We start from the raw sequence: 21,629 nt of genomic DNA on the forward strand, positions 1-21,629 counted from the left end.
ACTCAACCGAACGCCCCGATTTGCCGCAGACCGGGCCATATCGACCTGGGAAAACACAGGACGGGCGCTCACGCGCCCGTCCTGCTAACTGCGAAAACTCTATTTATGCCGCAAGTGTCCGGCTAGAGATGAAAATCAACCTCCACAAAGCGAGTTCCGCAGCGCAGCGAGGACTGTCTGATCGACTGGGCGTTGCTGTAGAGCCCCTCAAATTGTCCCCCTCATGCTTCTCGCGGCGGCGCGTCAAACTCGGGCCTTTCGGGTATACTCGATATCATTCAGGGGAAAGCGAGCGAAAGTAGGTTTGCAAACATGCCTTCCTACACGGTTTGCATAGTCGAAGACAACGCAGAGTGCGCGGCGGCGCTCATCGACAGGGTTGCGGCTTCGCCTTTCTCGGAGGGTTTGGTCATACACGAGATGGCTTCCCGCGCCGAACTCGAGTCCTTCGTCTCCGAAGGCCGCGCAATCGACATTCTCATCACCGACATCAACTTGGGAACCGACGCCGCAGACGGCATCTCCATGGTGCGCGACTTGTTCCCGGTGGGCTCGAAAACCCAGGTCATCTACGCAACTGGTTACATTGAGTATTGTACGCCCGTCTATGAAACGCAACACGTGTACTTCCTGGTTAAGCCCATCAGGCAAAGCGCCCTCGATGACGCCCTGAAAAAGGCGCTGGAGAATCTCGCGGGCCAAAATACGCAGGACGCGCAGGAAGGCGAAGGCGCGCGTGCCGATGTCCCCCCGAAGTCGTCTCCCTGCACACTCACGTTCAACGTGCGCGGTCGGACGATTGTGGTCGACGCTGATTGCCTCGAGTATCTGGAAAGCGAGCGCCGCAAGCTGCGGTTGCACACCGACGGCGGTGTTATGGAAGTGTACTGCTCGCTCGCAGATGCTCAGGTCATGCTGCCCGAAGGATTCGTGCGGTGCCATAAGAGCTTCGTGGTGAATCTTGCCGACATTGTGGAAATCGGCAAAGACGACATTCTTGCGAAATCCGGCTCGCGCGTCCCGATGAGCCAGAAGCGGCGCCACGAGGTGAAAGAGGCGCTGCTCGATTACTTGAAAGCGCGAGCGTAGCGAGATGGACGTTCTGGCGTTCGGTCTGCCTTGGGAAAACATCGTTGTCGATTTAGTCGGGTACCTACCGGTTCAGATCTTATACGGTTACGTGATGACGCGGCTTTTGGACATCCCGCGCCCAGCCCTCTTCGTGGTCGTGTATTCCATCTGCTCCTTTTTGGCGGTGTCGTTTTCCTCGTTGATTGGCATGCCCCTTTTCAGTCTGGTGGAGGCTCTGCTCTGCGCAACCCCTGCGCTCTTTGCGCGCGACCGCGTGCTGCACCGTGCGATCATTGTCGCATCGTCGATCGTTGTCGTTACCATCGCTTACCTCGCGTGCCTTCTCTTTTGGATGCTCGTCGCTGACGACCCCTTTAGCTACCAGGAGAAATACGCCCATCTTGCCGGGTATGCGGTGGCGTCTGGTCTCCATCTGATCGTGCTCGATTCGCTGTTTGTGCTGCTTCGCCGCGCTCAAAGCCGGTGGCTGACTCCCGAAGTGAAGCGCTATATCGGTGAGGGAACGAAGTACTTCATATGGTTTCCTCTGCTCCAAGTGCCTTTCTTGCTGATTGCGCTCATAGGTATTGGGACAGCCGCCGCGTGGAACCCGCCGCTTGTTGTGTGCGTTCTTGTCATGGGCGCCTTCTTCCTCGTGTCCGACCTTGTCCTGTTCCGTGCGATCGACGACTTCGTGCTCGAACGGTTCGAGGCTCTTCGCATCGAGGTCCTCGAACGGCAGCTCGACGAAGAACTCAAGCTGTTCGACGACCTTTCCGCCCTTCTCGAGAATTCCGCTCAACTTCGCCATGACCTGCGCAACCATCTGCAGATTATCGAGATGCTCGCGTCGCGTGGTGAATTCGACGCCGCCCGCGAGCATGTTCGCGACCTTCTAGGGGAAATCGAGAGCATGGACGCCCGAGATGCCTCGGTGGTCCTTCGCTCCAAGGCCGCCCTTTCTGCCGCATCGCCGCTTTGCGAACCCGCCGCATTGTCGAGCGATAGGGCGTAGGGTCGGGTGAAGGCTATGGACGCGCTTTTCGTTATCTCCCTTTCGCTTACCGTTGCCGTGCTGGTCGCGATGACGGTGAAGGCCGCTATCCTGTGCCGCCGACTGACCCGCACGTCGCCTCGCTACCTGCTGCCCTGCATGCTGTTCCCCGCAAGCCAGATCGTCTGCGTGGCGGGAATCGCGGCGTCGACGATGCTTCTCCACCTAGAGCCGACGATGCTTTTCTTGACGCTTGCGCTGGGTGTGGCCTGTATCCCGCTCGATTCGCTGCTGTTCACCGCGCTGGGGAAGGCCGAGCATGCCGATGCCCTTCGCGAACAGGCGCGCCTGCTCGAGGCTCAGATCGATGCCGAGCGCATGGGCGCTCGCGGGCTTGTCTCCGTGGAAAACGAGGCGCGCGACATCCGCAGGAAGATCGCCGAGCAGCTCCACGAGCTCGATGCGCAGCTTTCCCGAGGAGAAGTCGCCTCAAGTGGACAGCGCGTGGACGAGATCATCGTGCTTGCGAGCAGGAAATCGCTGCGCGTGTGCGACCATGTCGCCCTCGATGCGTTGATGTCGCTCAAGATGCGGGAATTCAAGGCGAAGAGCGTTAACATGGAGTGCTCGCTGAAGGTTCCTGCCGAGCTGTCGATTTCCAACTCCGAGCTGTGCGCCCTCGTGTCGAATATGCTCGACAACGCGCTCAACGCCTGTGAAGATGTCGATCGCGGCAAGCGCTTCGTGGTTTTCAGGGCTTCCGTCAAAGGTTCGTACCTTGTGCTCGATATGCGCAACAGCAAGTCGGCGTCGGAAGGGGACGAGGGTCGTGAAACGACGCGCCGCGGAATTCTCGAGAGAATCAGGTTCGCCGAAGAGCAGACGAGCGGCGGCTCCCTCGCTGAGCACGGTTGGGGACTGTCCGTCATCGATACAATCGTGCAGCGCTACGACGGGGCGGTTTCCCTCGAACGCTCTAAGGGCGGGTTCCGCATGTCGGTAATGGTCGACCTAGCGGCGCAAACGTAGCCGGCGAGCGCTCTGGATGCGCTACAATACATAGTCGCGTTTTTACCCAGCGAGAATGAAAACGAGAAGGCAGCAACCATGAAAGCTTACAACCCGCATGAGATCGAACCGCGTTGGCAGAAGGCGTGGGACGAATCAGGTCTGAATACCGTTCGAGAAGACGAATCGAAGCCCAAAAAGTACGTGCTCGAGATGTTTCCCTATCCTTCGGGCGACATCCACATGGGGCACGTGCGCAACTATACGATCGGCGACGTGATCGCCCGCTACTCGAAGATGCGCGGCTTCGACGTGCTTCATCCCATGGGCTGGGACGCTTTTGGTCTGCCGGCCGAGAACGCCGCCATCAAGCACCACAGCCACCCTGCGAAGTGGACGTATGCGAACATCGAGACGCAGAAGGCGTCCTTCAAGCGCATGGGCCTGTCCTACGATTGGGACCGTACGGTCGTTGCGTGCGACCCCGAGTACTATCGTTGGGGCCAGTGGATCTTCCTGCAGTTCTGGAAGCGCGGGCTTGTCGAGCGCCGCGAGTCCCCGGTGAACTGGTGCCCCAACTGCAAGACTGTTCTCGCAAACGAGCAGGTCACGGAAGGTGAATGCTGGCGCTGCCACGGCGCTGTCGAGAAGCGCGACCTCACGCAGTGGTACTTCAAGATCACCGATTACGCGCAGGAGCTGCTCGACGACCTCGATCAGCTCGACGGCTGGCCCGAGCGCGTGAAGCAGATGCAGTCCAACTGGATCGGCCGTTCGGAAGGCGCCGAGGTCGACTTCGAGCTCCTTCCCGCCGAGGGCAAAGACGACGGCCAGACGATCACCGTGTTCACGACGCGCCCCGACACGCTCTTCGGATGCAGCTTCTTCCTGCTCGCTCCCGAGAGCAAGCTCGTGCCCGAGCTCGTTGCCGGCACGGAATACGAAGCTGAAGTCATGGCGCTCGTGGAGGCAGCTTCCAAGGTGAGCGCCGTCGAGCGCGCCCAGGGCGACCGCGAGAAGCACGGCGCGTTCACCGGCCGCTACGTCGTGAACCCCGTGAACGGCGAGAAGGTCCCCGTGTGGGTCGCCGACTACATCGTGGCCGATTACGGCACCGGCGCGGTCATGGCCGTCCCGTGCGGCGACCAGCGCGACTTCGAGTTCGCCCGCAAGTACGACCTGCCCATCATCCCCATCATCTTGGGTGAGGACGACGCGCTCTATCCGCAGCTCAAAGACGAGCAGAATCGCGTTGTCACCACGGTCGACTGGGAGAAATCCTACGAGGCCGAGGGCAAGCTCGTGCAGTCCGGCAAGTACACCGGCATGGTTGGCGGCAAGCATTCGCCCGCCGTCGACGCGATCATCGGCGACTTGGAGGCCGCGGGCAAGGGGAAGAAGTCGGTGCAGTTCCGCCTGCGCGACTGGCTCATCTCCCGCCAGCGCTACTGGGGAAACCCCATTCCCGCCATCTACTGCGACACGTGCGGACTCGTGCCGGTTCCCGAAGAGGACCTGCCCGTCACGCTCCCGAAGGATATCGATCTTTCAGCAGGTGAGACGCTCGCCACGCATGAGGAGTTCGCGAAATGCACGTGCCCGAAGTGCGGTGGCCCTGCGCGCCGCGAGACGGACACGATGGACACGTTCACGTGCTCGAGCTGGTATTACCTGCGCTACACCGACCCGCACAACACCGAGCTGCCCTTCGCCCCCGAGAAGGCGAACCGCTGGATGCCCGTCGACCAGTACATCGGCGGCATCGAGCACGCGATTCTGCATCTCCTCTACAGCCGCTTCTTCACGAAGGTGCTGCGCGATATGGGCATGGTCGACTTCGACGAGCCTTTCAAGAACCTGCTGTGCCAGGGCATGGTGCTCGACGAGCACGGCGACGTCATGAGTAAGTCGAAGGGCAACGTGATTTCGCCCGAGGACATGATCGCAGGTTACGGCGCCGATGCCGTGCGCGCGTACATCCTGTTCATGGCCCCGCCTGACAAGGAGCTGCAGTGGAACGAGGACGGCCTTGCGGGCATGTACAAGTTCCTGAACCGCGTGTGGCGCATGGTTGGCGACTTGGCCGGCGTCGCGGGGGAAGACACGCTCTACCAGGAAGGCGGCAAGCTGACCGCTGCTGAAGCCGCGAAGGTGCTCGTGCGCGAGCGTCATCGCGTGTGCGGCAAGGTGGTCGAGGACTTCGACCGCAACAACTTCAACACCGCTATCGCTGCCATCATGGAGCTCGCGAACGCGACGGGCGATTTCCTGCATGCGGCATCCGCCGAGGAGCGCGCGGCAAACGCCGAGCTCAAGGCACTTTCGGCCGATATCGCCGAGGTGCTCGTGAAGCTGCTTTCGCCGATCTGCCCGCATTGGTCCGAGGAGCTGTGGCACACGGTGCTCGGCCATGAGGGCAGCGTGCACGTCGAGCCGTGGCCGGAGTTCGACCCCGAGAAGGCGAAGGCCGACGAGGTGGAGCTTGCGGTGCAGGTGAACGGCAAGGTGAAGGCGAAGATTACGGTCGCTGCCGATGCTGCGGAGGAAGACGTGAAGGCCCAGGCGCTCGAAGCCGTCTCCCAGGCCATCGAGGGCAAGGACGTGAAGAAGGTCGTCGTCGTCAAGGGACGTTTGGTGAACATCGTCGCGAAATAAACCTCAAAAGAGGATTGTCGCGTTACAATCGTTTCGTTGACAAGCTCCGCTGATCACTTGCTAGGCGGCGGATTGAATGGGAAATCGGGGGTCGGCAGTTTCAGCTGCCGACCCTTCTTTGTCATCTCGCAGTTTGGAAGGCATCGAAGTGATAGCTGCATGATTAAGGCGTTGTTGAAAATACTGTGCACCTGCATTGCCGCCGTGGCGATCGTCGTCGGCGCGACGAACGCGCTGGTAGTCCTCACGACGAAGGACGATATCGTGAGCGTCGACGAGGCCTCGGGTTATCAGGCCGATGCGATCGTCGTGCTTGGTGCGTCGGTGTTCGCCGATGGCACGCCCTCGACGATTCTGCAGGACCGCCTCGATTGCGGCATCGCGCTCTACAAGGCAGGGGCCGCGCCCAAGATCATCATGTCGGGCGACAACAGCACTGAGCACTACAACGAGTGCGCGGCAATGAAGCGCTATGCGATCTCGCAAGGCGTGCCTTCCGAGGACATCTTCTGCGACCACGCGGGCTTTTCCACCTACGAGAGCATGTACCGCGCGAAAAACGTGTTTGGTTGCTCGCGTGTTGTGGTCGCCACGCAGACCTACCATCTCTACCGCGCACTTTACTCGGCGCACGCCCTGGGAGTCGATGCTATCGGCGTGGCGAGCGACTATCGCAGCTACGGCAAGCAGACCTGGTACGATGTGCGTGAAATTCCTGCGCGCACGAAGGATTTCTTCAAGGCGCTCTTCGATGTGCCCTCGACGTACGTGGGCGAGCCGATTTCGCTCGACCAATCGGGCGACGTCACGGGGTAGGTGCGGCTGGCTGCTGAAGACGGTCGCAAATGGCGACTTTGGAAAAGCGGCGCGCGCCTACAGCTCGACGGCCTTGAGCATGTCGATGAGCTCCTGCTTCTTGTGCACGTCGAGTTTCGCGTAGATGCGCTTGCTGTGCGTGCGGATGGTGTTTTCCGACACGATGAGCTCCTCGGCGGTGCGCGCGACGGTGTACCCGCGCGCGATATACTCCATGACCTCCGTCTCGCGCGCGCTCAGGCGGTATTGCTCGCGAAGGATTTGCGCCTGCTTTGAGAGGCGATCGGTCAGCTCGAAGTCGCCTTCAAAATTGTGCCTGCCGCGTCCGCGCGGGGCATCTGCCTGCGAGGTGGGGCTGCCGCTGCGAATGTTCGCGTCGCGACGGCTTCCATCAGGTTGGTCGGCGCCATGCTTACTCTCATCAGGCTGGCCGCTGCCGCGACCGTCGAGCATGATAAGCTCGATGTTCTCAGCGGACGGGTCGTGTCGAAGGACCCGCCTGAAGCCGCCTTGGCCGATGAAGAACATGAACCCCAGAAGGTACAGCGACACGAGCGCGGTCGTCGCTAAGGGGTCGATACCCAAAATGCGCACCTGCTCTGAGAAAGTTCCCGCAAGAAATCCCACGTCATGAAGGGTGTATACAATACCGCCGAAGAAGCCGTAGATAAAGACCGGGTTGATGCCGCGGTCGCGCGAGGCCTGAGCGCATTGGATCATCATGAGCATGATGACCACGCTGTAGACCGCGTAGAGAATCGCGGCCTGCCATCGGGCGTATTCAAGCGACGAGAATGGCAGAAGCAGAAACGACGTGATCACGAAGGGGAACGCCACACGATAGAGCCCGACGACGTTGAACCGCACGTTCTTCACCTTCCACAGCGCGAGCATGGTGATGGCGCCAACGAACGAAGCGGCCATCGAAAGCATGTTCACGAGCGACCCGACTTGGGGCTCGCCGATTGCGAGCGCGCGCATGATGCCGGTGCAGAAGCCGATGGCGCCGACGCAGAGGGCGCTCCGCCAGTAGTCGCGAATCACGGCGCGATACACCGCCGCGTTCTCGTGCGGCACGTCCTCGAACATCGGCTGGTCAAGGTCGATCTCGCGACTTTTCAACACGATGGCCAGGCCGAACAGCGGCATGAAGACCAAGGGAATGAGAAACGCGGTCACCGCATGGGGAATAGCGTAGAGCCCGAAGTACATGATGGCGCCGTACGCCGTTCCTCGGATGAGGTCGAGGTTTCCACGGTCGGAGTCAGAGCTTGCGAACAGGCGCTGCCACAGCATGTAGAAGCCGGCCGACCCGAGTCCCAAAAACGCACCACCAACGACGACGAGCGGAAGTGAGGCTCGGTCGAAGTAAATCGCGGCGATAAGGCAGCACCATCCCAGAAGGTAGGGGATGCAGGCAAGTCTCACGAGAAACCGGCGCGTCGGCCCTGGCAGGAAGTACACGCCCACGGCGCTCGCGAAGTAGCACAGCGAGAACACGAGCGACTGGGCGAGGAAGAACCAGAAGATGATTTCCGGCGTTTGGAAATCCAGGGGAAGGAACGGGAACACGCCGCCCCAAACGCCCGCGGCATTGATTGCCAGGAAGAGCGCATATCCCAACGAAGCCACGTTCGGGCGTAAAAGGTGTGTTAGCGTGGTGCTGTCCACGTTCCTCCTCGGGCTGTTCGAATGGTCGCTCCGCAGGCGCGAGGTCGCTCGCTGGCGTTTTTTGCTGCTACAGTATAGCAATCGACGTGGGTGGAGACGGGATGAGGCGCTTATTTTAACTATACTCATATGAGGTTATCTTGTCACATAGCTTGTCACATGCATTCGCATGACCTGCGGAAATCAAAAATTCGCACGTTTTATGTGACACGCATTCAGCGGCAAGCAGCTAAAGTGCATACCGTGTAATCGCGCCCTTGTAACGAGATCCCATAGCGGAAGGGCGCGCGCGGAGCGAATGGGAATCGCTTCGCAAAGGCGGTGGGTTCGAGATGTCCACTGCGAGTCCGAAGAAATGAGAAAGAGGGGGAGTGCTATGTCAGACGTGAGCGTAAGTCGCCGCACGTTCGTGAAAACGACGGGGGCTTTGGGCGCCCTGGCAGCTGTCGGCGGAGGTGCCGCGGCAACGAGTTCTCTGTTTACTTCTGCAACGCCGGCGTTCGCCGAGGCGGAAGAGACCACGACATGGGGCCATTGCGCGATCAACTGCCCGGGCCGTTGCAGCCTGAAGTTCCATGTGAAGGATGACGAGGTTGTGTGGGTCGACACCTACACGAGCAAGGACGCCGATTTCGATGAGCCTCAGCCTCGTGCGTGCCTTCGCGGCCGCACTTATCGTCGTTGGATGAACAGCCCCGACCGCATCAACTACCCGATGAAGCGCACCGGCAAGCGCGGCGAGGGCAAGTTCGAGCGCATTTCGTGGGACGAAGCCATCGATCTTGCGGCCACGAAGCTCAAAGAAGTTATCGACCAGTACGGTAACGAGGCCGTTTACATCCCGTATGCTACGGGTGTTTCCGCCACCACCGCGCGCCCGTTCTACCGTATGATGAACACGCTCGGCGGCTATCTGAAGTTCTACAACAGCTATTCCACCGCGCAGATCAGCTGCATCACGCCGTACATGTACGGTTCGAAGAATAACAGTGGCTCCACCCTTTCCGCCGCGGAAGATGCTGAGCTCATCCTGGTGTTCGGCTCGAGCCCGACCGAGACCCGTCAGGGCGGCGCAGTCTCGCATTACGACTATGCGCATATGCGTGAGAAAACCAAGGGCAAGATTTACGTCATCGATCCGCGTATGAACGACTCCGTTTTGGGTCATTCCGATCAGTGGCTGCCCATCAATCCGGGCACCGACGCCGCGCTTGTTGCCGGCATCGCGCACTGGCTCATCAAGAACAACAAGGTCGATACCGACTTCCTGCATACTTACTGCGTCGGCTTCGACGAGGAAACGATGCCCGAGTCCTATCAGGGCAAGAACATGTCCTACACCGACTACGTCATGGGCACTGGCTACGACAAGGTCGAGAAGACCCCGGCGTGGGCTGCGAAAATCACCGGCATCTCCGAAAAGCGCATCGAAAGCCTCGCTGAAGAAATCGCCAGCACCAAGCCGCTCTACGTCGTGCAGGGCTGGGGCCCGCAGCGCCGCAGCAACGGTGAATGGACCGCATGGGCTATTATGCTGCTGCCGTGCCTCGTTGGGCAAATCGGCCTTCCCGGCACCAACAATGGCACCCGCGAAGGCTCCAACTCGGTGTCCCTCACGAGCATGCCCCAAGGCACGAACCCCGTGAAGGCGTCCATCCCCTGCTTCCTGTTCGCCGATGCGATCGACCACGGTACGGAGATGACGTCGAAGAACGCTGGCGTCAAGGGTGTTGACAAGCTGTCCGTCAATATCAAGTACATGATCAACTATGCCGGCAACTGCCTGACCAACCAGAACGGCGACATCAACTACGTGCATGATGTTCTCTCCGACGAGAGCAAATGCGAGTTTATTCTCGGCATTGACACGGTGCTGTGCGACTCAATGAAGTATGCCGACGTCATTCTGCCTGACATGTTCCGCTTCGAACAGAACACGCAGATCGGCACCGGCGGTGACAACGCGTACATGATTACGGGCACCCCGTGCACTACGCCGAAGTTCGAGCGCAAGACCGCGTTCGAGATGGCCCAGCTCATCGCTGAAAAGCTCGGCACGAAAGACAAGTTCGACGAGGGCAAGTCCGAGGAAGAATGGATTCGCGATCTCTACGAGCAGGCTCGCGCGAAGAACGCCTCGCTTCCGACCTTTGAAGAGGCTCAAAAGCAGGGTGTCGTGGTGACTAAGGGCAAGAAGAAGGTCTCCATGGACAAGTTCGTCGCCGACCCTGTCGCCAATGCGCTCGATACGCCGTCCGGCAAAATCGAAATCTTCTCCGAGAAGCTGCTTCAGTTCACCGATGGTTGGGAAGTCGCCAAAGACGACACCATCGAAGGGATTGACACGATGCCGCCGATCCCCGCGTACCTCCCCGAATGGTATGGCGTCGAGACCATCACAGACGAGCATCCGCTCGTGCTCACCGGCTTCCATTATCGTGGCCGTTTGCATTCTTCGTGGGGCGGCGTCGAAGAGCTCAAGGAAGTGAATCCGCAGGAGGCGTGGATTAATCCGGCCGACGCCGAGTCCCGCGGTATTGCACAGGGCGATACCGTTCATGTGGAAAACGAGTTCGGCACGATCGAGCTTCTCGCAAAGGTCACCCCGCGCGTCATCCCCGGTGTTGTAGCGATTTCGCAGGGTGCATGGCACGAAGCCGATATGTCGTCTTCCGACCACAACGCGCGTCTTGACAAGGGCGGTTCCATCAACACGCTCACGACCCATCGCCCCTCGCCCCTGTCGAAGGGTAACCCGCAGCACACCAACATCTGCCAGGTCGTCAAGGCGTAAAGCGCAGCGAGACTTAAGAAAGGAGCAGAGAAATGACTCAATATGCATTCTATTTCGATGGCACTCGCTGCACGGGTTGCAAAACCTGCGAGATGGCCTGCAAAGATTTCAAAGACCTCACCGTTGGCACTGCGTTCCGCAAGGTGTACGAGGTGACCTTGGGTGACACCACCCGCGACGCTAATGGCTGCATCACGACGAACTGCGTGAGCTATCCGCTGTCCATGTCGTGCAACCATTGCGACGACCCGGCGTGCACGAAAGTGTGCCCCACCACGGCTATGCACAAAGATTCCGAAACAGGGCTTGTGTCCGTCGACGAGCGCAAGTGTATCGGTTGTGGCTACTGTCACATGGCATGCCCCTACAATGCGCCGAAGGTCGACCGCGAAAAGGGCCACAGCGTGAAGTGCGACGGTTGCGCCAATCGCGTTGCCGCTGGTGAAGCGCCCGTTTGCGTCGAGGCCTGCCCAGCGCGCGCCCTTTCGTTCGGCACGGTCGACGAAATGGCGAAGCTCGGCGAGCGCGGCAGCATTGCCCCGCTCCCCAAGCCTTCCTATACCAATCCGAACCTGTACATCAAAGCTTCCGTCGACGCGCGTCCTACCGACGACGTTGAGGCGAAGATCGTCAATCCCCTGGAGGTGATGTAGCATGCAGTTTTCCGTTGCTGAGCTGCCTTTGGCGCTTTTCACCACGCTGGCGCCGCTGGGTGCGGGCGCGTTTCTCGCCCTTGCGTGCGCTTTCTTCACCACGAGTTTCTCGGACGAACAGCAAAAGAAGATCGATCGCGGCACCATCATCCCGCTCGTGATTGTCATCGCTGGCTTCATCTGCGCATTCTTCCACCTGGCCAGTCCGATGAACGCCCCCTCGGTGTTTTTGGGCGCGGGTTCCCCGATGTCGAACGAGATCATCGCGGGCTGTGTGTTCGCAATCGTCGCTATCGTGTACGTGATCGCTGCGAACGCGGGCAAGCTTTGCGGGTCCGCCCGTAAAGGCTTCGCCGCCGTCGTGGCCGTGCTGGCCGTCATTTTCGCCATCTTCACCGGCCTGGCGTATGTCATGAGCACTATTGCCACCTGGGACACGCCGCTCGTTCCCGTGCAGATGCTCGGTTTCGCGCTCGTCGGCGGTGCTGCCACTGCGGCGCTCGTGCTTGCAAGTGCGGGCGCGTGGGCCGATGCGTGCAAGGGGTCCTTCAAGTCTGCCATCATCGGGCTTGCCGTTGTGGGCGCGGTGCTCGCCATCGTGGGCCTGGCTGGCCAGCTTGCCATGGCCTCTGGTATGGAGAACGCGCTTGTTTCCGGCTCTGAGCTGGTCTCCGGCGCCCTCCTTCCCGCCGTTGACGGCCTGGCGCTTATCGTGGTCGCCGCAGCGTTCGTCTTCGTCTCCGTGAAGAAGGAAGCTGCAACCGGCCTTGCTGCAACGGCTGGCATCGCGGCTTTGGTGGGCATCTTCTTGGCCCGCATGGCGTTCTACGCAATCCAGATGTCGGTGGGCATCTACTTCGGGTAACGCCTTCCCAGCGATTTTGACCCGCCCTTGCGGCTCAAAATGAGCAAGCTCCGCTACCACCTTCCCAGTAGCGGAGCTTGTGCTATATTCAGGCGACAGGATAAGAGGGGGTTCGCTATGGCCGAACAGTTTGACGAGATGCTCGACGCGATTGCTTTTGTAGGCGACACGCTCGCGCCGTTTTTCCTGGAAGACCCGAAGACAGGCGGCGCGCAGGCGTCCTTTTCTGCCTTGGCGTCGCTCGATGCCGACGCGGCGGCGCGCGAGTGGCCTTTCGCCGAGACGGCATCGTCTGCCCTTGCTCTTCAGGAAATGGTCGAAGGTTTGGCGGAAGGCGTCACCGACGACCTCGTTTGGGAGTATCGAGCCCTTTTCGTAGGGCCAGGGCACCTCGTGGCTCCGCCGTGGGGGTCGGTCTACACCGATCGCGAGTGCGTCGTGTTCGGCGAGGCGACGCTTGCGTTGCGCGCGTGGATGCGCGAGCATGGCGTCGCGCGGGCGACCGACGAGAAGACCCCCGAGGACCACATCGGCCTCATGCTGGCCCTCATGTCCCATCTTTGTCGTACGCAGCCCGAGGCGCTCGATGACTACCTGTGCAATCATCTTCTCACGTGGGCGCCGCATTACCTGGAAAAACTTGCCTCTGCCGCCCACCATCCCTTCTACCACGGCCTTGCCGAGCTCACGTGCTCGACGCTTCTCGGCATTCAGGATTTCCGCGGGCTTTCCGTAAAGCTTCCGCGCTTCTACAAGTAAGGAATCATCATGTCGACGGGATTCGCCACCGCGTTCAGCGAAATCACACTCGTGCTTTTCACGACGCTTGCACCCTCGGGTGCGGTGGCGTACGCGCTTATGTCGCTCCCTATTATTCGCGGAAGGCTCTCCGACGACGCCCATCGCCGCATCGACAAGGCGCTTTGCATCCCGCTCATCGTGTCGCTGGTGGGGCTTGTCGCGTCGGCCACGCATCTGGGGAACCCGGCGAACGCGCTCTACGTGTTCATGGGGGTGGGGAGAAGCCCACTTTCCAACGAGGTGTTCAGCGCCGTCATATTCCTCGCGTTTTCGGGCGTGTACTGGCTCTACTCGTTCGCCGTGAAGCCCCGTCGGCTGCTCCAGCGCCTGCTCGCCGTCGGGGCGTGCGCAAGCGCCATCGCGTGCATCACAGCCATCGCCTTCGCGTACTCCGCGAGCACCATCGTCACGTGGGACACGCCGTTTTCCCCGTTGAGCCTGTGGACGAACGCGCTGCTCGGCGGGCCGGTCCTCGCCATCGTGGGCTTAAGGGCTGCGCGGTGGAAATCGCGGGGGAACCGCTTTGGGCGGCTCATGCTCGTGCTTGCGGTCATTGCGCTGGCGGCATGCCTTGTCGTGTATGCCCTTCAGGGGGCGATTGTTTTGCCGGCCGAGAACGCCGTCGCGTCCGCTGGCGATTTGGTGCCGCATTACGCGCTGCTCGTCTGCGTCTTCGCCGTTTTCGCTGCGGCGGGAATCGCTATCGACGCGTTGTCGCTGTTCAGGCCCTCTGTGTCGCAGGAGGGGAAGGCGTCTCCCGACGAGATGACCATCTCGGTTTTGCGCGCCTCGGTTGCGGCCCTGCTTGTGCTCGCGGGCATCTTCGTGATGCGTTTCTCGTTCTATATGATGCATATGACGGTCGGCATCAGCTTCTAGTGTGATCGCAGCTGCGGGCCCGCAGGCGCCAGACCCCTCGCCCATGCGATCCCAAGCCGCTCGCGGCTGCTGGCGCCGGGGTTTTCGCCCACTACCACCGCCAACTGCTCATTTCCCGCTTTCGGCGGCCAGCGCGTCTTAATAGGCGCCACTTTAGCCGCCTACAGTATTTTCCCCGTGCATTGTGCCGCCGCCGCGTTATCCTGTGCGGTAAACCTACCAATAGAAAGGGGATTCCATGTACAAAGTGCACTGCTTGAACAACATCTCGCAAAAAGGGCTGGCGCTCCTGTCGTCCGACTATGAGCTGACCGACGACGTGTCGGAGGCCGACGTCATCCTCGTGCGCAGTGCGAACATGCACGAGATGGAATTCTCCGACAACTTGAAGGCGGTTGCGCGCGCGGGCGCGGGCGTGAACAACATCCCGCTCGACGCGCTTGCCGAGCGCGGGATTCCCGTGTTCAATACGCCAGGCGCGAACGCGAACGCGGTGAAGGAGCTCGTGCTGTGTGCCCTGTTCATGGCTGCGCGCGATGTCGTGGGAGGCGCCGCGTGGTGCCGCCACAACGCGGACGACGAGAACATCGCGAAGAGCGCCGAGAAGGCGAAGAAGCAGTTCGCCGGTACCGAGATCATGGGAAAGACGCTCGGGGTGATCGGTCTTGGCGCCATCGGGCGCCTCGTCATCCCCGCAGCTGAGGCGCTGGGGATGAAGACGGTCGGCTACGATCCGTTCCTCGATGCCGAGAGAGCAGCCACCATCTCCCCGAACCTTCGTTTCACCGATGATTTGCTCGACCTGTGCGCGAGCTGCGATTACATCACGATTCATGTCCCGGCGACGCCGAAGACAAAGGGTATGATCGGTGCGGACGAAATTGCGGCCATGAAGGAGGGCGCGGCGTTTCTGAACTTCTCGCGCGACACTCTGATCGACAATGATGCTATGCGCGCGGGGCTTGAGTCGGGCAAGGTTCGCCGTTACGTGACGGACTTCGCAACGCCCGAGGTTATGACGATGGAGGGCGCGCTTGTCCTTCCTCACCTGGGCGCATCGACCGCAGAGGCTGAGGAAAACTGCGCGGAAATGGCCGTGCGCGAGGTCATGGACTACCTGGAAACGGGCAAGAAGGTTCACTGCGTCAACTAGTTATTCGGATGGGCGGCTCGTAAAGCGGGCCGCTTTCAAGGCCGCGCTCGGCGCCCGCCTTCCCACCATAAGCTCCCTGCGTACCTCGCGTGCGCAATTTGCCGGGTGCTTGCGGCGGGCTCGGGTTTGCCAGGCGCGGCATTGTTATGTTGGTGCCTATCTTTCCTTCTTCGCCCGCTGGGCGGCCTCCACGGCGAGACGGATGCGGTTCTCCCTGTTCAGCGCCGATGATTCGGGGTCATAGTCGATGATGGTGATTGGCATATCGGGGTAGCGCTGCGCGTATTCGTGGGCGAAGCCGCGGGCGTGCACATGCGCTTTCATGCAGCCGAAGCTCTGCAGGTAGATTACGCAATCGACCCCTTTGCGTGAGAACTCGTCCAGCTGGTCGAGATAGCGGACGTCCTCGCAGAAGAGCTTGTCGGGGTCGGGCATCGCAACGTCGCACCCCAGGCGTTCCAGTAGCTTCAAGATGGAATCGTTCATGAAGGCGTCGAAGCAGAGAAGCGGATTGCCGACAATGCCGACGAGAACTCGCCTGGCGTCTTTTTCCTTGGGCGTGGCGGGTTTTTCGATGGGTTGCGGCCAGCGTTCTTCCCATATGATCTCTGGGCAACTGCCGTTGAGCCGCCAAACGGTATGGGCGAGCCCGTCGAGCAGGCAGCGGTTACAGACCAGCGGGATTCGCAATGCTTTGAACTGGGGATTCTCCTCAACTATTCGCAGAGTGCGTGCGATGAGAGCCGCTGCGGTAAAGCAGACGTCGCCTGGTACTTGGCGTTGCGCCACCTGTGCATCGACGGCGGATATACCCTCGCTCATGACGTTCGGAATACGCTCGATCTCACGGCCCGAAACTTCGGGGACCTCTGCGTTGCCTGCGAAGCCTTCGACTGCGGCGCGCCCCTTCTCGACATGCGATGTTGCGGCCAAGATACTGGCAGCTGGGCCGCCAATTGCGCATTCGCGCTTTTTCGGGCTCTCGGTGAGCGATCTTTGCGCGCTTCCTCCGCGGCGGCTCATCGACTCGATTCCCTCGGCCAGTGTGCGAAGTCGGATATTGAGGTGCGCCTTGTCCGAAAGGTCGTCGATTTTCAGCGCGGTGAAGGGTTTGCCTGCCGCTTCGAGGATGTCGCGCGCGTCTTCGAGGCTCAGCGCGTCGTAGCCGCAGCCGAACGATTGCAGGCACACAAGATTGACCTGCGGATTCTCGGCAGCGAAGCGAGCGAGGCGTGCAAGGTGCTTGCCCGGTTTCCATGGCGGGCAATTCGGATCGTGCGGTCGACGCGTCGCCCACGTGTCTGAGCTTGTGGGGCACAAGATGGCGAACCCCAACTTCGTAAGCATCGTGTCGATTCCCCTCATAAGGCGAGGGTCGGTGTGATAGGGGCGCCCGGCAACCACGATAGCGTGCCGCTGTGCGTCCTCGGCAAGCCAGTCGATCACTTTCCCGTTCGCCCGGGCGATCGCATCGAAGAATTCCCTTTGCGACGCGAGCGCCTTTTCGAGGGCGCGGTCGAATTCTTCGCGGGAAAGCGGCGCGCCGTCAGGGCAGAAGCTTCCCACCTCGGAAAAGAGCGTCGAGAGGTCGTCCTCGTCCTTTGCAATGCGCGCCACCTTGAATGATGAGAGGTGGGGTCGCGAAAGCCGCACTTTCCCTTGCTCAAACGCGGGCACGGCATCTGCGAGCGCATCGGCGTATTCGCACGACACCGCACAACGCCCGATACGGTTGAAACGGGGCATGAAAATGGTGTCCGCACCTGCGTTCATCAGGTCAAAAGCTCTCATATGCGCTATCTTTGCGGGGAAACATGCACCTTCGGCGGGGACGGTTGCGAGCGCCGCCTGTTCGGGCGAGGCTCCACGAGCATCGTCGGGCATAATGACGCTGAAACCAAGCTCTGCGAACAACGTCCGCCAAAACGGCGTATATTCGTAGGTTTCGAAGCAGTTCATGATGCCGATCGCGCGCGTCCCGCGGGCGCCGCCTTGCGCTACGCTCCCAACCGACTGCAGCAGATGCTGCTCGACGGCGATCGCGTTCGGGACCTGGCGGGGGCGGGAGTGCCGCCCATGTCCTTCGACCGCGTTTGTTCCCTCGGCTCGGGCTTTTTGATCCCCGTTGCGCGAAAACTCGAAGTCATTCGCGTTACTGCATTTGTTTCCGCTGATAAAACGCCTACCATTCCCAAAATCGGCAATGGCGAGAAGGCATGCGTTCAAGCACCCCGGGCATCGGGACGAGAAGCGCTCGACGGACAGCGACTCAAGCTCGCGCGCGGAAATCATCGTGCTTCGCGGCGCTGCGTCCAAGCTGTCGTCGGCTTTCTCCATCGCATTATGAGCTCGCTCGCGTGCGATCAGCGCGGCGCCGATCGCCCCCATAAGATGGGCGGATTCGGGGCGGATGACCTCCACACTGCAAATCTTCTCGAACGCGCGCAGCACGGCATCGGACTTGAATGCCCCGCCCTGCACGACCATCTTAGGCCCCAGCGAGTCGATCCTCTCGGCGCCGATGATGCGGAACAGGGCGTTCTTCACCACCGAGTATGCGATACCTGCCGCCAAATCGTTGACGCTCGCCCCGATCTTCTGGGCATGTTTGACGCGGGACGACATGAACACCGTGCATTTCGTCCCCAGGTCAACAGGATGCTCCGAGGTAAGTGCGGCGTCGTTGAATGCATGGGGGTTCAGGCGCAGCGAATGTGCGGTCCCCTCGATGAACGATCCGCAGCCGCTCGAGCATGCTTCGTTGAGGATGGCGTTCGACACCATGCCGTTCTTGATCCAGAGCGCCTTCATGTCCTGTCCGCCGATGTCGAGCACGAACGTCGCGTCGGGCACGAGCTCCATTGCCGCGCGGGCGTGCGCCGTCGTCTCCACGATGCCTGAATCAATACCGAGCGCCGCACGCAGCAGGTCCTCACCATATCCCGTCGCCGTGGCATGTGCAACCCAGGCGGTCGTTTCGTCCGTGCCGTAGACGTGGGGGAGCGATCTGTCGAAATCGAGCAGCTCCTCGGTTGCGGTGTCAAGCGCATCGCCCTGCACCGGCGTATAGCAGGAATAAACGAGGTTGCCCGCATCATCGATAACGGCCATCTTCACTGTGGTCGAACCCGCGTCTATCCCTAAGTAAAGCGGACCCTTGCAATCGAAGAGCCTCTTTCGAGGGAAATCAACCCGTGCATGGCGCTTCTTGAACGCCTCGCGCTCCTCGTCGGTTGCGAACAGGGGCTCAAGCCGCGTTAAGTCATCTTCCGGCGCATCCGCTTGTCGTATGCGCTCTTCGAGTTGCCCAAGCGATGTGGGCTTGCTTTCTGGCAGCTCCCCTGCATACAGCGCGGCGCCATGGGCGGTGAAGATGTGGGCCCAGCGCGGCCTAATGCCCTCTCCGCGTTTCAGCCCAAGGCCGATTTGGAAGCGCCTGACCAGGTCGGGAATGAATTCCAGTGGTCCCCCGAGGAAGATGACCTTCCCTTTGATGGGCCGCCCGCACGCGAGCCCGGTGATCGTTTGGCGTACGACGGCCTCAAGGGCGCTTGCCGCGATGTCGCTCTTCTTGGCGCCGGCGTTCAAAAGGGGTCGCACGTCGGTTTGCGCGAACACGGCGCATCGCGACGCGATGGGGTAGACGCGCGACGCGCCGCCCGCAAGTCGGCTCATATCGCTTGTGCGCACGCCGAGCATGAAGGCAATCGAGTCGATGAACCCGCCCGTTCCGCCGGCGCAGGTCGCATTCATTCGCTGTTCGGGGGCACCCGAGAGATACATCACCTTCGCGTCCTCACCGCCAAGCTCGATGACGGCGTCAGCATCGGGGCAGAGTTCCCTCACAGCGCGCTCGGTTGCCAGGACTTCCTGCACGAATGGGAGCTTGAGCATCTCGGCGAGTGCGATGCCCGCCGAGCCGGTGACGGTTGCCTTGCCGGGAAGGTCGCCGTAACGCCAGACCAGGTTGTGCAGAATATCGACAAGCGTCTCGCGGATGTTCGAGAGATGGCGGCGGTAAATCGAGTTCACCACGGTGCCGTCCTCGCCGACGATCGCCACTTTCACGGTCTTCGACCCTGCGTCGATCCCGAAGCGATACGTTTTGGTGGGCTCCTCTGTCGTCATCTTTCGAGCGCCAACTTATGCGCTAGCGGCGCGGAGGATTGTTCTCCGAGTCGTATGCCTCGCGCTTGGCGGCCTCGACCATGCTGAGAAGCTCCTGCTGCGTGTGGATATCGAGCTTGCGATAGATGTGGTTGATGTGCGTCTTCGCCGTGCTCTTAGAGATGCAGAGCTGGTCTTGAATGAACGCCGCGTTATGACCCTTCGCAAGAAGGAACATAACCTCGGTCTCGCGCCGCGAGAGAAGATAACGGTCGGCAATTGCCTCGCATTGGGCATGGAAGCGCCCCTTCGCGCGGCGACCCTCCTCGGCATCCTGCGGCGTCTCCTGAGGTTCTTCGGATTCGGGAGCGGGCGCCTTCTCTGCAGTGGCATCTTTCTCGTCCAGCGCAGCGATGTGCTTTTTCAGGGCTTCCGTTCCCTGATCCACGTTTACTCCTTCAGTTGGGGCGGCGACAATCGCCTTCACTTCGCGCTGGCGAGGGGACAGCACGTATCCGAGGATGAGCGCAAACAGAACGAGTAGAGCCCCAGAGCCGTAATCGGCTCCCGTGATCATGGAGCTGGCGTCGCTGATCGGTGTCATGGCGAAGAGTGTCCCGAAAAGAGAGGCAAGCGCAAGCGTGCCTCGTCCCGTGCCGAATACGAAAATGGGCGAAAGGCGGAACTCCTGCGCCAGATCGGCGAAGAATATCCACATGAGCGCTTCAAAACACATGTATCCCACGATGAGCGCGAGGCACGCGAGAAGCGAGCTCGGGGAGTTGAGGAACGGCAGGGAAATCGCTGCGAGGGCGATGAACGGCAAAAGCGTTCGGAAGATGAGGTCCCAATGCCCCTCGTTCTTCGAAATGAAAATCGTTGCGATGGTGATGAACATGCCCAAACAGGCTGCGGCGCCCATGACGAGGAGCATCGTTAAGTCGGCGGCAGGGAGCACGATGTTGCTCGCAACGGTGCGCAGGACGCCGAGCGCGAAACCGAAGATCGCTGTCGGGATAAGCATGCGGACAAGGAACTGCGCGGGCTTGACCGTCAACGGATGGAAAATCGGAATCTCGCGACGACGATAGTAGGGAATCGGCGTCAGGCGCCAGAGGATGAAGACTTCGGCAATGGGGAAGATGCCGGTGATGACGCCCGAGCAGAAGGGCGGCACCAAGTGAGTGAGAACCATGTAGAGGCCGATGCCGATGGCGACTGAAACCGCCGTGTTCAGGATGATAGTGCTGAACTCATAGCGCGCGAACGCCGTGCCCCACAGCACGACCATAAGACTCGACCCGATGCCCGTTGCCAAGCCCGCGAAGAGCAAGGCGAAGGTGCCGAGGGGGCCGCCGACAGGAATGAGGAACGAGGCGTAGGTGCCCAAACAGGTGAGCGACGCAGAAAGCCCGAGCGCTCGTTTCGACACGTAGAAGCGCAAGAACATCTGATTGGTAACGCCAAGGGCAAGAAGTGCGATGCCGAAGAAAATCATCGAGATTACGAGAACGATGAGCGAGCAGGAATATGCTCCGTCGAAAAGCATGGTGAAGGGTTTGTCGGTCCCAAAGAACACGCCAGCGCTGAACATGGCAGAGTAAATCCATGCTTGATGGAAGCCGTACCCGAGTGAAAGCGTATTAAGTTCACCTGAGGCGTCAGAGCCGTTTTCCTTGCCTGCGACCGTAATAGTGACATGCGGAAAAGTCGAAGCCATATGTTTGTTCCCCTAAATGATGCGTTTGCGAGCTTCGTGATTATCTTCTTTTGCGCGGTAAATCTCAACCTAAGCGTTCGATACTGCGTATGCAGCTATATTACCCTACTGAAGCTAGGTAATGCTATCGAATGCGCGCAATCTTTGCTCAATTTCGTGCGCAGAATGCAGCAAAAACAACACAGTGCCCATTTTGGGGAAGGGACGGGCAATTGCGATTTGATGAGGGTAAAAGTGGACAGATTTACGCGTGGATGTTGAAATATCAACCCGTGAGGTTGATACGATATGAGCAAAAATAACCTCATGGTTTGACGCTCATACCGTTTGCCTTACGTAAAGTACCGTTTGTCTGTTCGCCGGCGTTTTTGTACCGCTGGCCGCAGGGGATAGATTGGCAATTTGGAAGAGAAGTCTGAAAGGGGGATGCGCACGCACGGTT

At 60.3% G+C, this 21,629-nt stretch carries 14 protein-coding genes; 11 read left to right on the plus strand and 3 right to left on the minus strand.

Features of this window, described 5'->3' with window-relative positions; translation table 11 throughout:
* Nucleotides 1-312: 312 nt before the first annotated feature.
* The 5 genes from ACMRQN_RS08045 (at nt 313) to ACMRQN_RS08065 (ending at nt 6,544) form a co-directional block, all read left to right on the plus strand.
* Nucleotides 313-1,089 (plus strand): LytR/AlgR family response regulator transcription factor, encoded by a 777-nt coding sequence (locus ACMRQN_RS08045; protein ID WP_418734551.1) that lies wholly within the window; start codon nt 313-315, stop codon nt 1,087-1,089.
* Between the two features lie 4 nt (nt 1,090-1,093).
* A complete protein-coding gene (locus tag ACMRQN_RS08050) occupies nt 1,094-2,086 on the plus strand; it encodes a hypothetical protein (protein ID WP_418734552.1) in 993 nt (330 codons plus the stop codon).
* Nucleotides 2,087-2,101: 15 nt separating this feature from the next.
* Nucleotides 2,102-3,094 (plus strand): GHKL domain-containing protein, encoded by a 993-nt coding sequence (locus ACMRQN_RS08055; protein ID WP_418734553.1) that lies wholly within the window; start codon nt 2,102-2,104, stop codon nt 3,092-3,094.
* Nucleotides 3,095-3,172: 78 nt separating this feature from the next.
* Nucleotides 3,173-5,728, plus strand: coding sequence for a leucine--tRNA ligase (leuS, locus tag ACMRQN_RS08060; protein WP_418734554.1), 2,556 nt, complete (start codon nt 3,173-3,175; stop codon nt 5,726-5,728).
* Nucleotides 5,729-5,887: 159 nt separating this feature from the next.
* Nucleotides 5,888-6,544, plus strand: coding sequence for a SanA/YdcF family protein (locus ACMRQN_RS08065; protein ID WP_418734555.1), 657 nt, complete (start codon nt 5,888-5,890; stop codon nt 6,542-6,544).
* 57 nt (nt 6,545-6,601) lie between these two features.
* Here ACMRQN_RS08065 and ACMRQN_RS08070 read toward each other — a convergent pair whose 3' ends face one another.
* Entirely contained in the window at nt 6,602-8,215 is a 1,614-nt protein-coding gene (locus tag ACMRQN_RS08070; RefSeq protein WP_418734556.1) for a helix-turn-helix transcriptional regulator, read from the minus strand.
* A 376-nt stretch (nt 8,216-8,591) separates the two neighbouring features.
* On the opposite strand from ACMRQN_RS08070, the gene ACMRQN_RS08075 reads away from it, so the two are divergent.
* The 6 genes from ACMRQN_RS08075 (at nt 8,592) to ACMRQN_RS08100 (ending at nt 15,360) form a co-directional block, all read left to right on the plus strand.
* Entirely contained in the window at nt 8,592-11,009 is a 2,418-nt protein-coding gene (locus tag ACMRQN_RS08075; protein WP_418734557.1) for a DMSO/selenate family reductase complex A subunit, read from the plus strand.
* A gap of 32 nt (nt 11,010-11,041) precedes the next feature.
* A complete protein-coding gene (locus tag ACMRQN_RS08080) occupies nt 11,042-11,662 on the plus strand; it encodes a 4Fe-4S dicluster domain-containing protein (protein ID WP_418734558.1) in 621 nt (206 codons plus the stop codon).
* Between the two features lies 1 nt (nt 11,663).
* Nucleotides 11,664-12,527, plus strand: coding sequence for a dimethyl sulfoxide reductase anchor subunit family protein (locus ACMRQN_RS08085; RefSeq protein WP_418734559.1), 864 nt, complete (start codon nt 11,664-11,666; stop codon nt 12,525-12,527).
* 117 nt (nt 12,528-12,644) lie between these two features.
* Complete coding sequence (gene dmsD, locus ACMRQN_RS08090; RefSeq protein WP_418734560.1) at nt 12,645-13,286, plus strand: Tat proofreading chaperone DmsD; 642 nt, start codon at nt 12,645-12,647, stop codon at nt 13,284-13,286.
* A 9-nt stretch (nt 13,287-13,295) separates the two neighbouring features.
* Complete coding sequence (locus ACMRQN_RS08095) at nt 13,296-14,207, plus strand: dimethyl sulfoxide reductase anchor subunit family protein (RefSeq protein ID WP_418734561.1); 912 nt, start codon at nt 13,296-13,298, stop codon at nt 14,205-14,207.
* 238 nt (nt 14,208-14,445) lie between these two features.
* Entirely contained in the window at nt 14,446-15,360 is a 915-nt protein-coding gene (locus tag ACMRQN_RS08100; RefSeq protein WP_418734562.1) for a 3-phosphoglycerate dehydrogenase, read from the plus strand.
* Nucleotides 15,361-15,516: 156 nt separating this feature from the next.
* Here the strand turns inward: ACMRQN_RS08100 and ACMRQN_RS08105 are convergent, their stop codons facing one another.
* Nucleotides 15,517-19,488 carry an acyl-CoA dehydratase activase gene (locus ACMRQN_RS08105; RefSeq protein WP_418734563.1) on the minus strand — a complete coding sequence of 1,324 codons (3,972 nt, stop codon included), beginning with the start codon at nt 19,486-19,488 and terminating at the stop codon, nt 15,517-15,519.
* A gap of 22 nt (nt 19,489-19,510) precedes the next feature.
* Nucleotides 19,511-21,187: a LuxR C-terminal-related transcriptional regulator gene (locus ACMRQN_RS08110; protein ID WP_418734564.1), complete on the minus strand. Its 1,677-nt coding sequence runs from the start codon at nt 21,185-21,187 to the stop codon at nt 19,511-19,513.
* Between the last annotated feature and the right edge of the window lie 442 nt (nt 21,188-21,629).

The sequence above is a fragment of the Ellagibacter sp. genome (assembly GCF_048412355.1).
Lineage (GTDB): Bacteria > Actinomycetota > Coriobacteriia > Coriobacteriales > Eggerthellaceae > Ellagibacter.

Coding starts and splice junctions, on each gene's coding strand:
- ACMRQN_RS08045 (WP_418734551.1), top strand. CDS start 313: ATGCCTTCCTACACGGTTTGCATAGTCGAAGACAACGCAGAGTGCGCG.
- ACMRQN_RS08050 (WP_418734552.1), top strand. CDS start 1,094: ATGGACGTTCTGGCGTTCGGTCTGCCTTGGGAAAACATCGTTGTCGAT.
- ACMRQN_RS08055 (WP_418734553.1), top strand. CDS start 2,102: ATGGACGCGCTTTTCGTTATCTCCCTTTCGCTTACCGTTGCCGTGCTG.
- leuS (WP_418734554.1), top strand. CDS start 3,173: ATGAAAGCTTACAACCCGCATGAGATCGAACCGCGTTGGCAGAAGGCG.
- ACMRQN_RS08065 (WP_418734555.1), top strand. CDS start 5,888: ATGATTAAGGCGTTGTTGAAAATACTGTGCACCTGCATTGCCGCCGTG.
- ACMRQN_RS08075 (WP_418734557.1), top strand. CDS start 8,592: ATGTCAGACGTGAGCGTAAGTCGCCGCACGTTCGTGAAAACGACGGGG.
- ACMRQN_RS08080 (WP_418734558.1), top strand. CDS start 11,042: ATGACTCAATATGCATTCTATTTCGATGGCACTCGCTGCACGGGTTGC.
- ACMRQN_RS08085 (WP_418734559.1), top strand. CDS start 11,664: ATGCAGTTTTCCGTTGCTGAGCTGCCTTTGGCGCTTTTCACCACGCTG.
- dmsD (WP_418734560.1), top strand. CDS start 12,645: ATGGCCGAACAGTTTGACGAGATGCTCGACGCGATTGCTTTTGTAGGC.
- ACMRQN_RS08095 (WP_418734561.1), top strand. CDS start 13,296: ATGTCGACGGGATTCGCCACCGCGTTCAGCGAAATCACACTCGTGCTT.
- ACMRQN_RS08100 (WP_418734562.1), top strand. CDS start 14,446: ATGTACAAAGTGCACTGCTTGAACAACATCTCGCAAAAAGGGCTGGCG.
- ACMRQN_RS08105 (WP_418734563.1), bottom strand. CDS start 19,488: ATGACGACAGAGGAGCCCACCAAAACGTATCGCTTCGGGATCGACGCA.
- ACMRQN_RS08110 (WP_418734564.1), bottom strand. CDS start 21,187: ATGGCTTCGACTTTTCCGCATGTCACTATTACGGTCGCAGGCAAGGAA.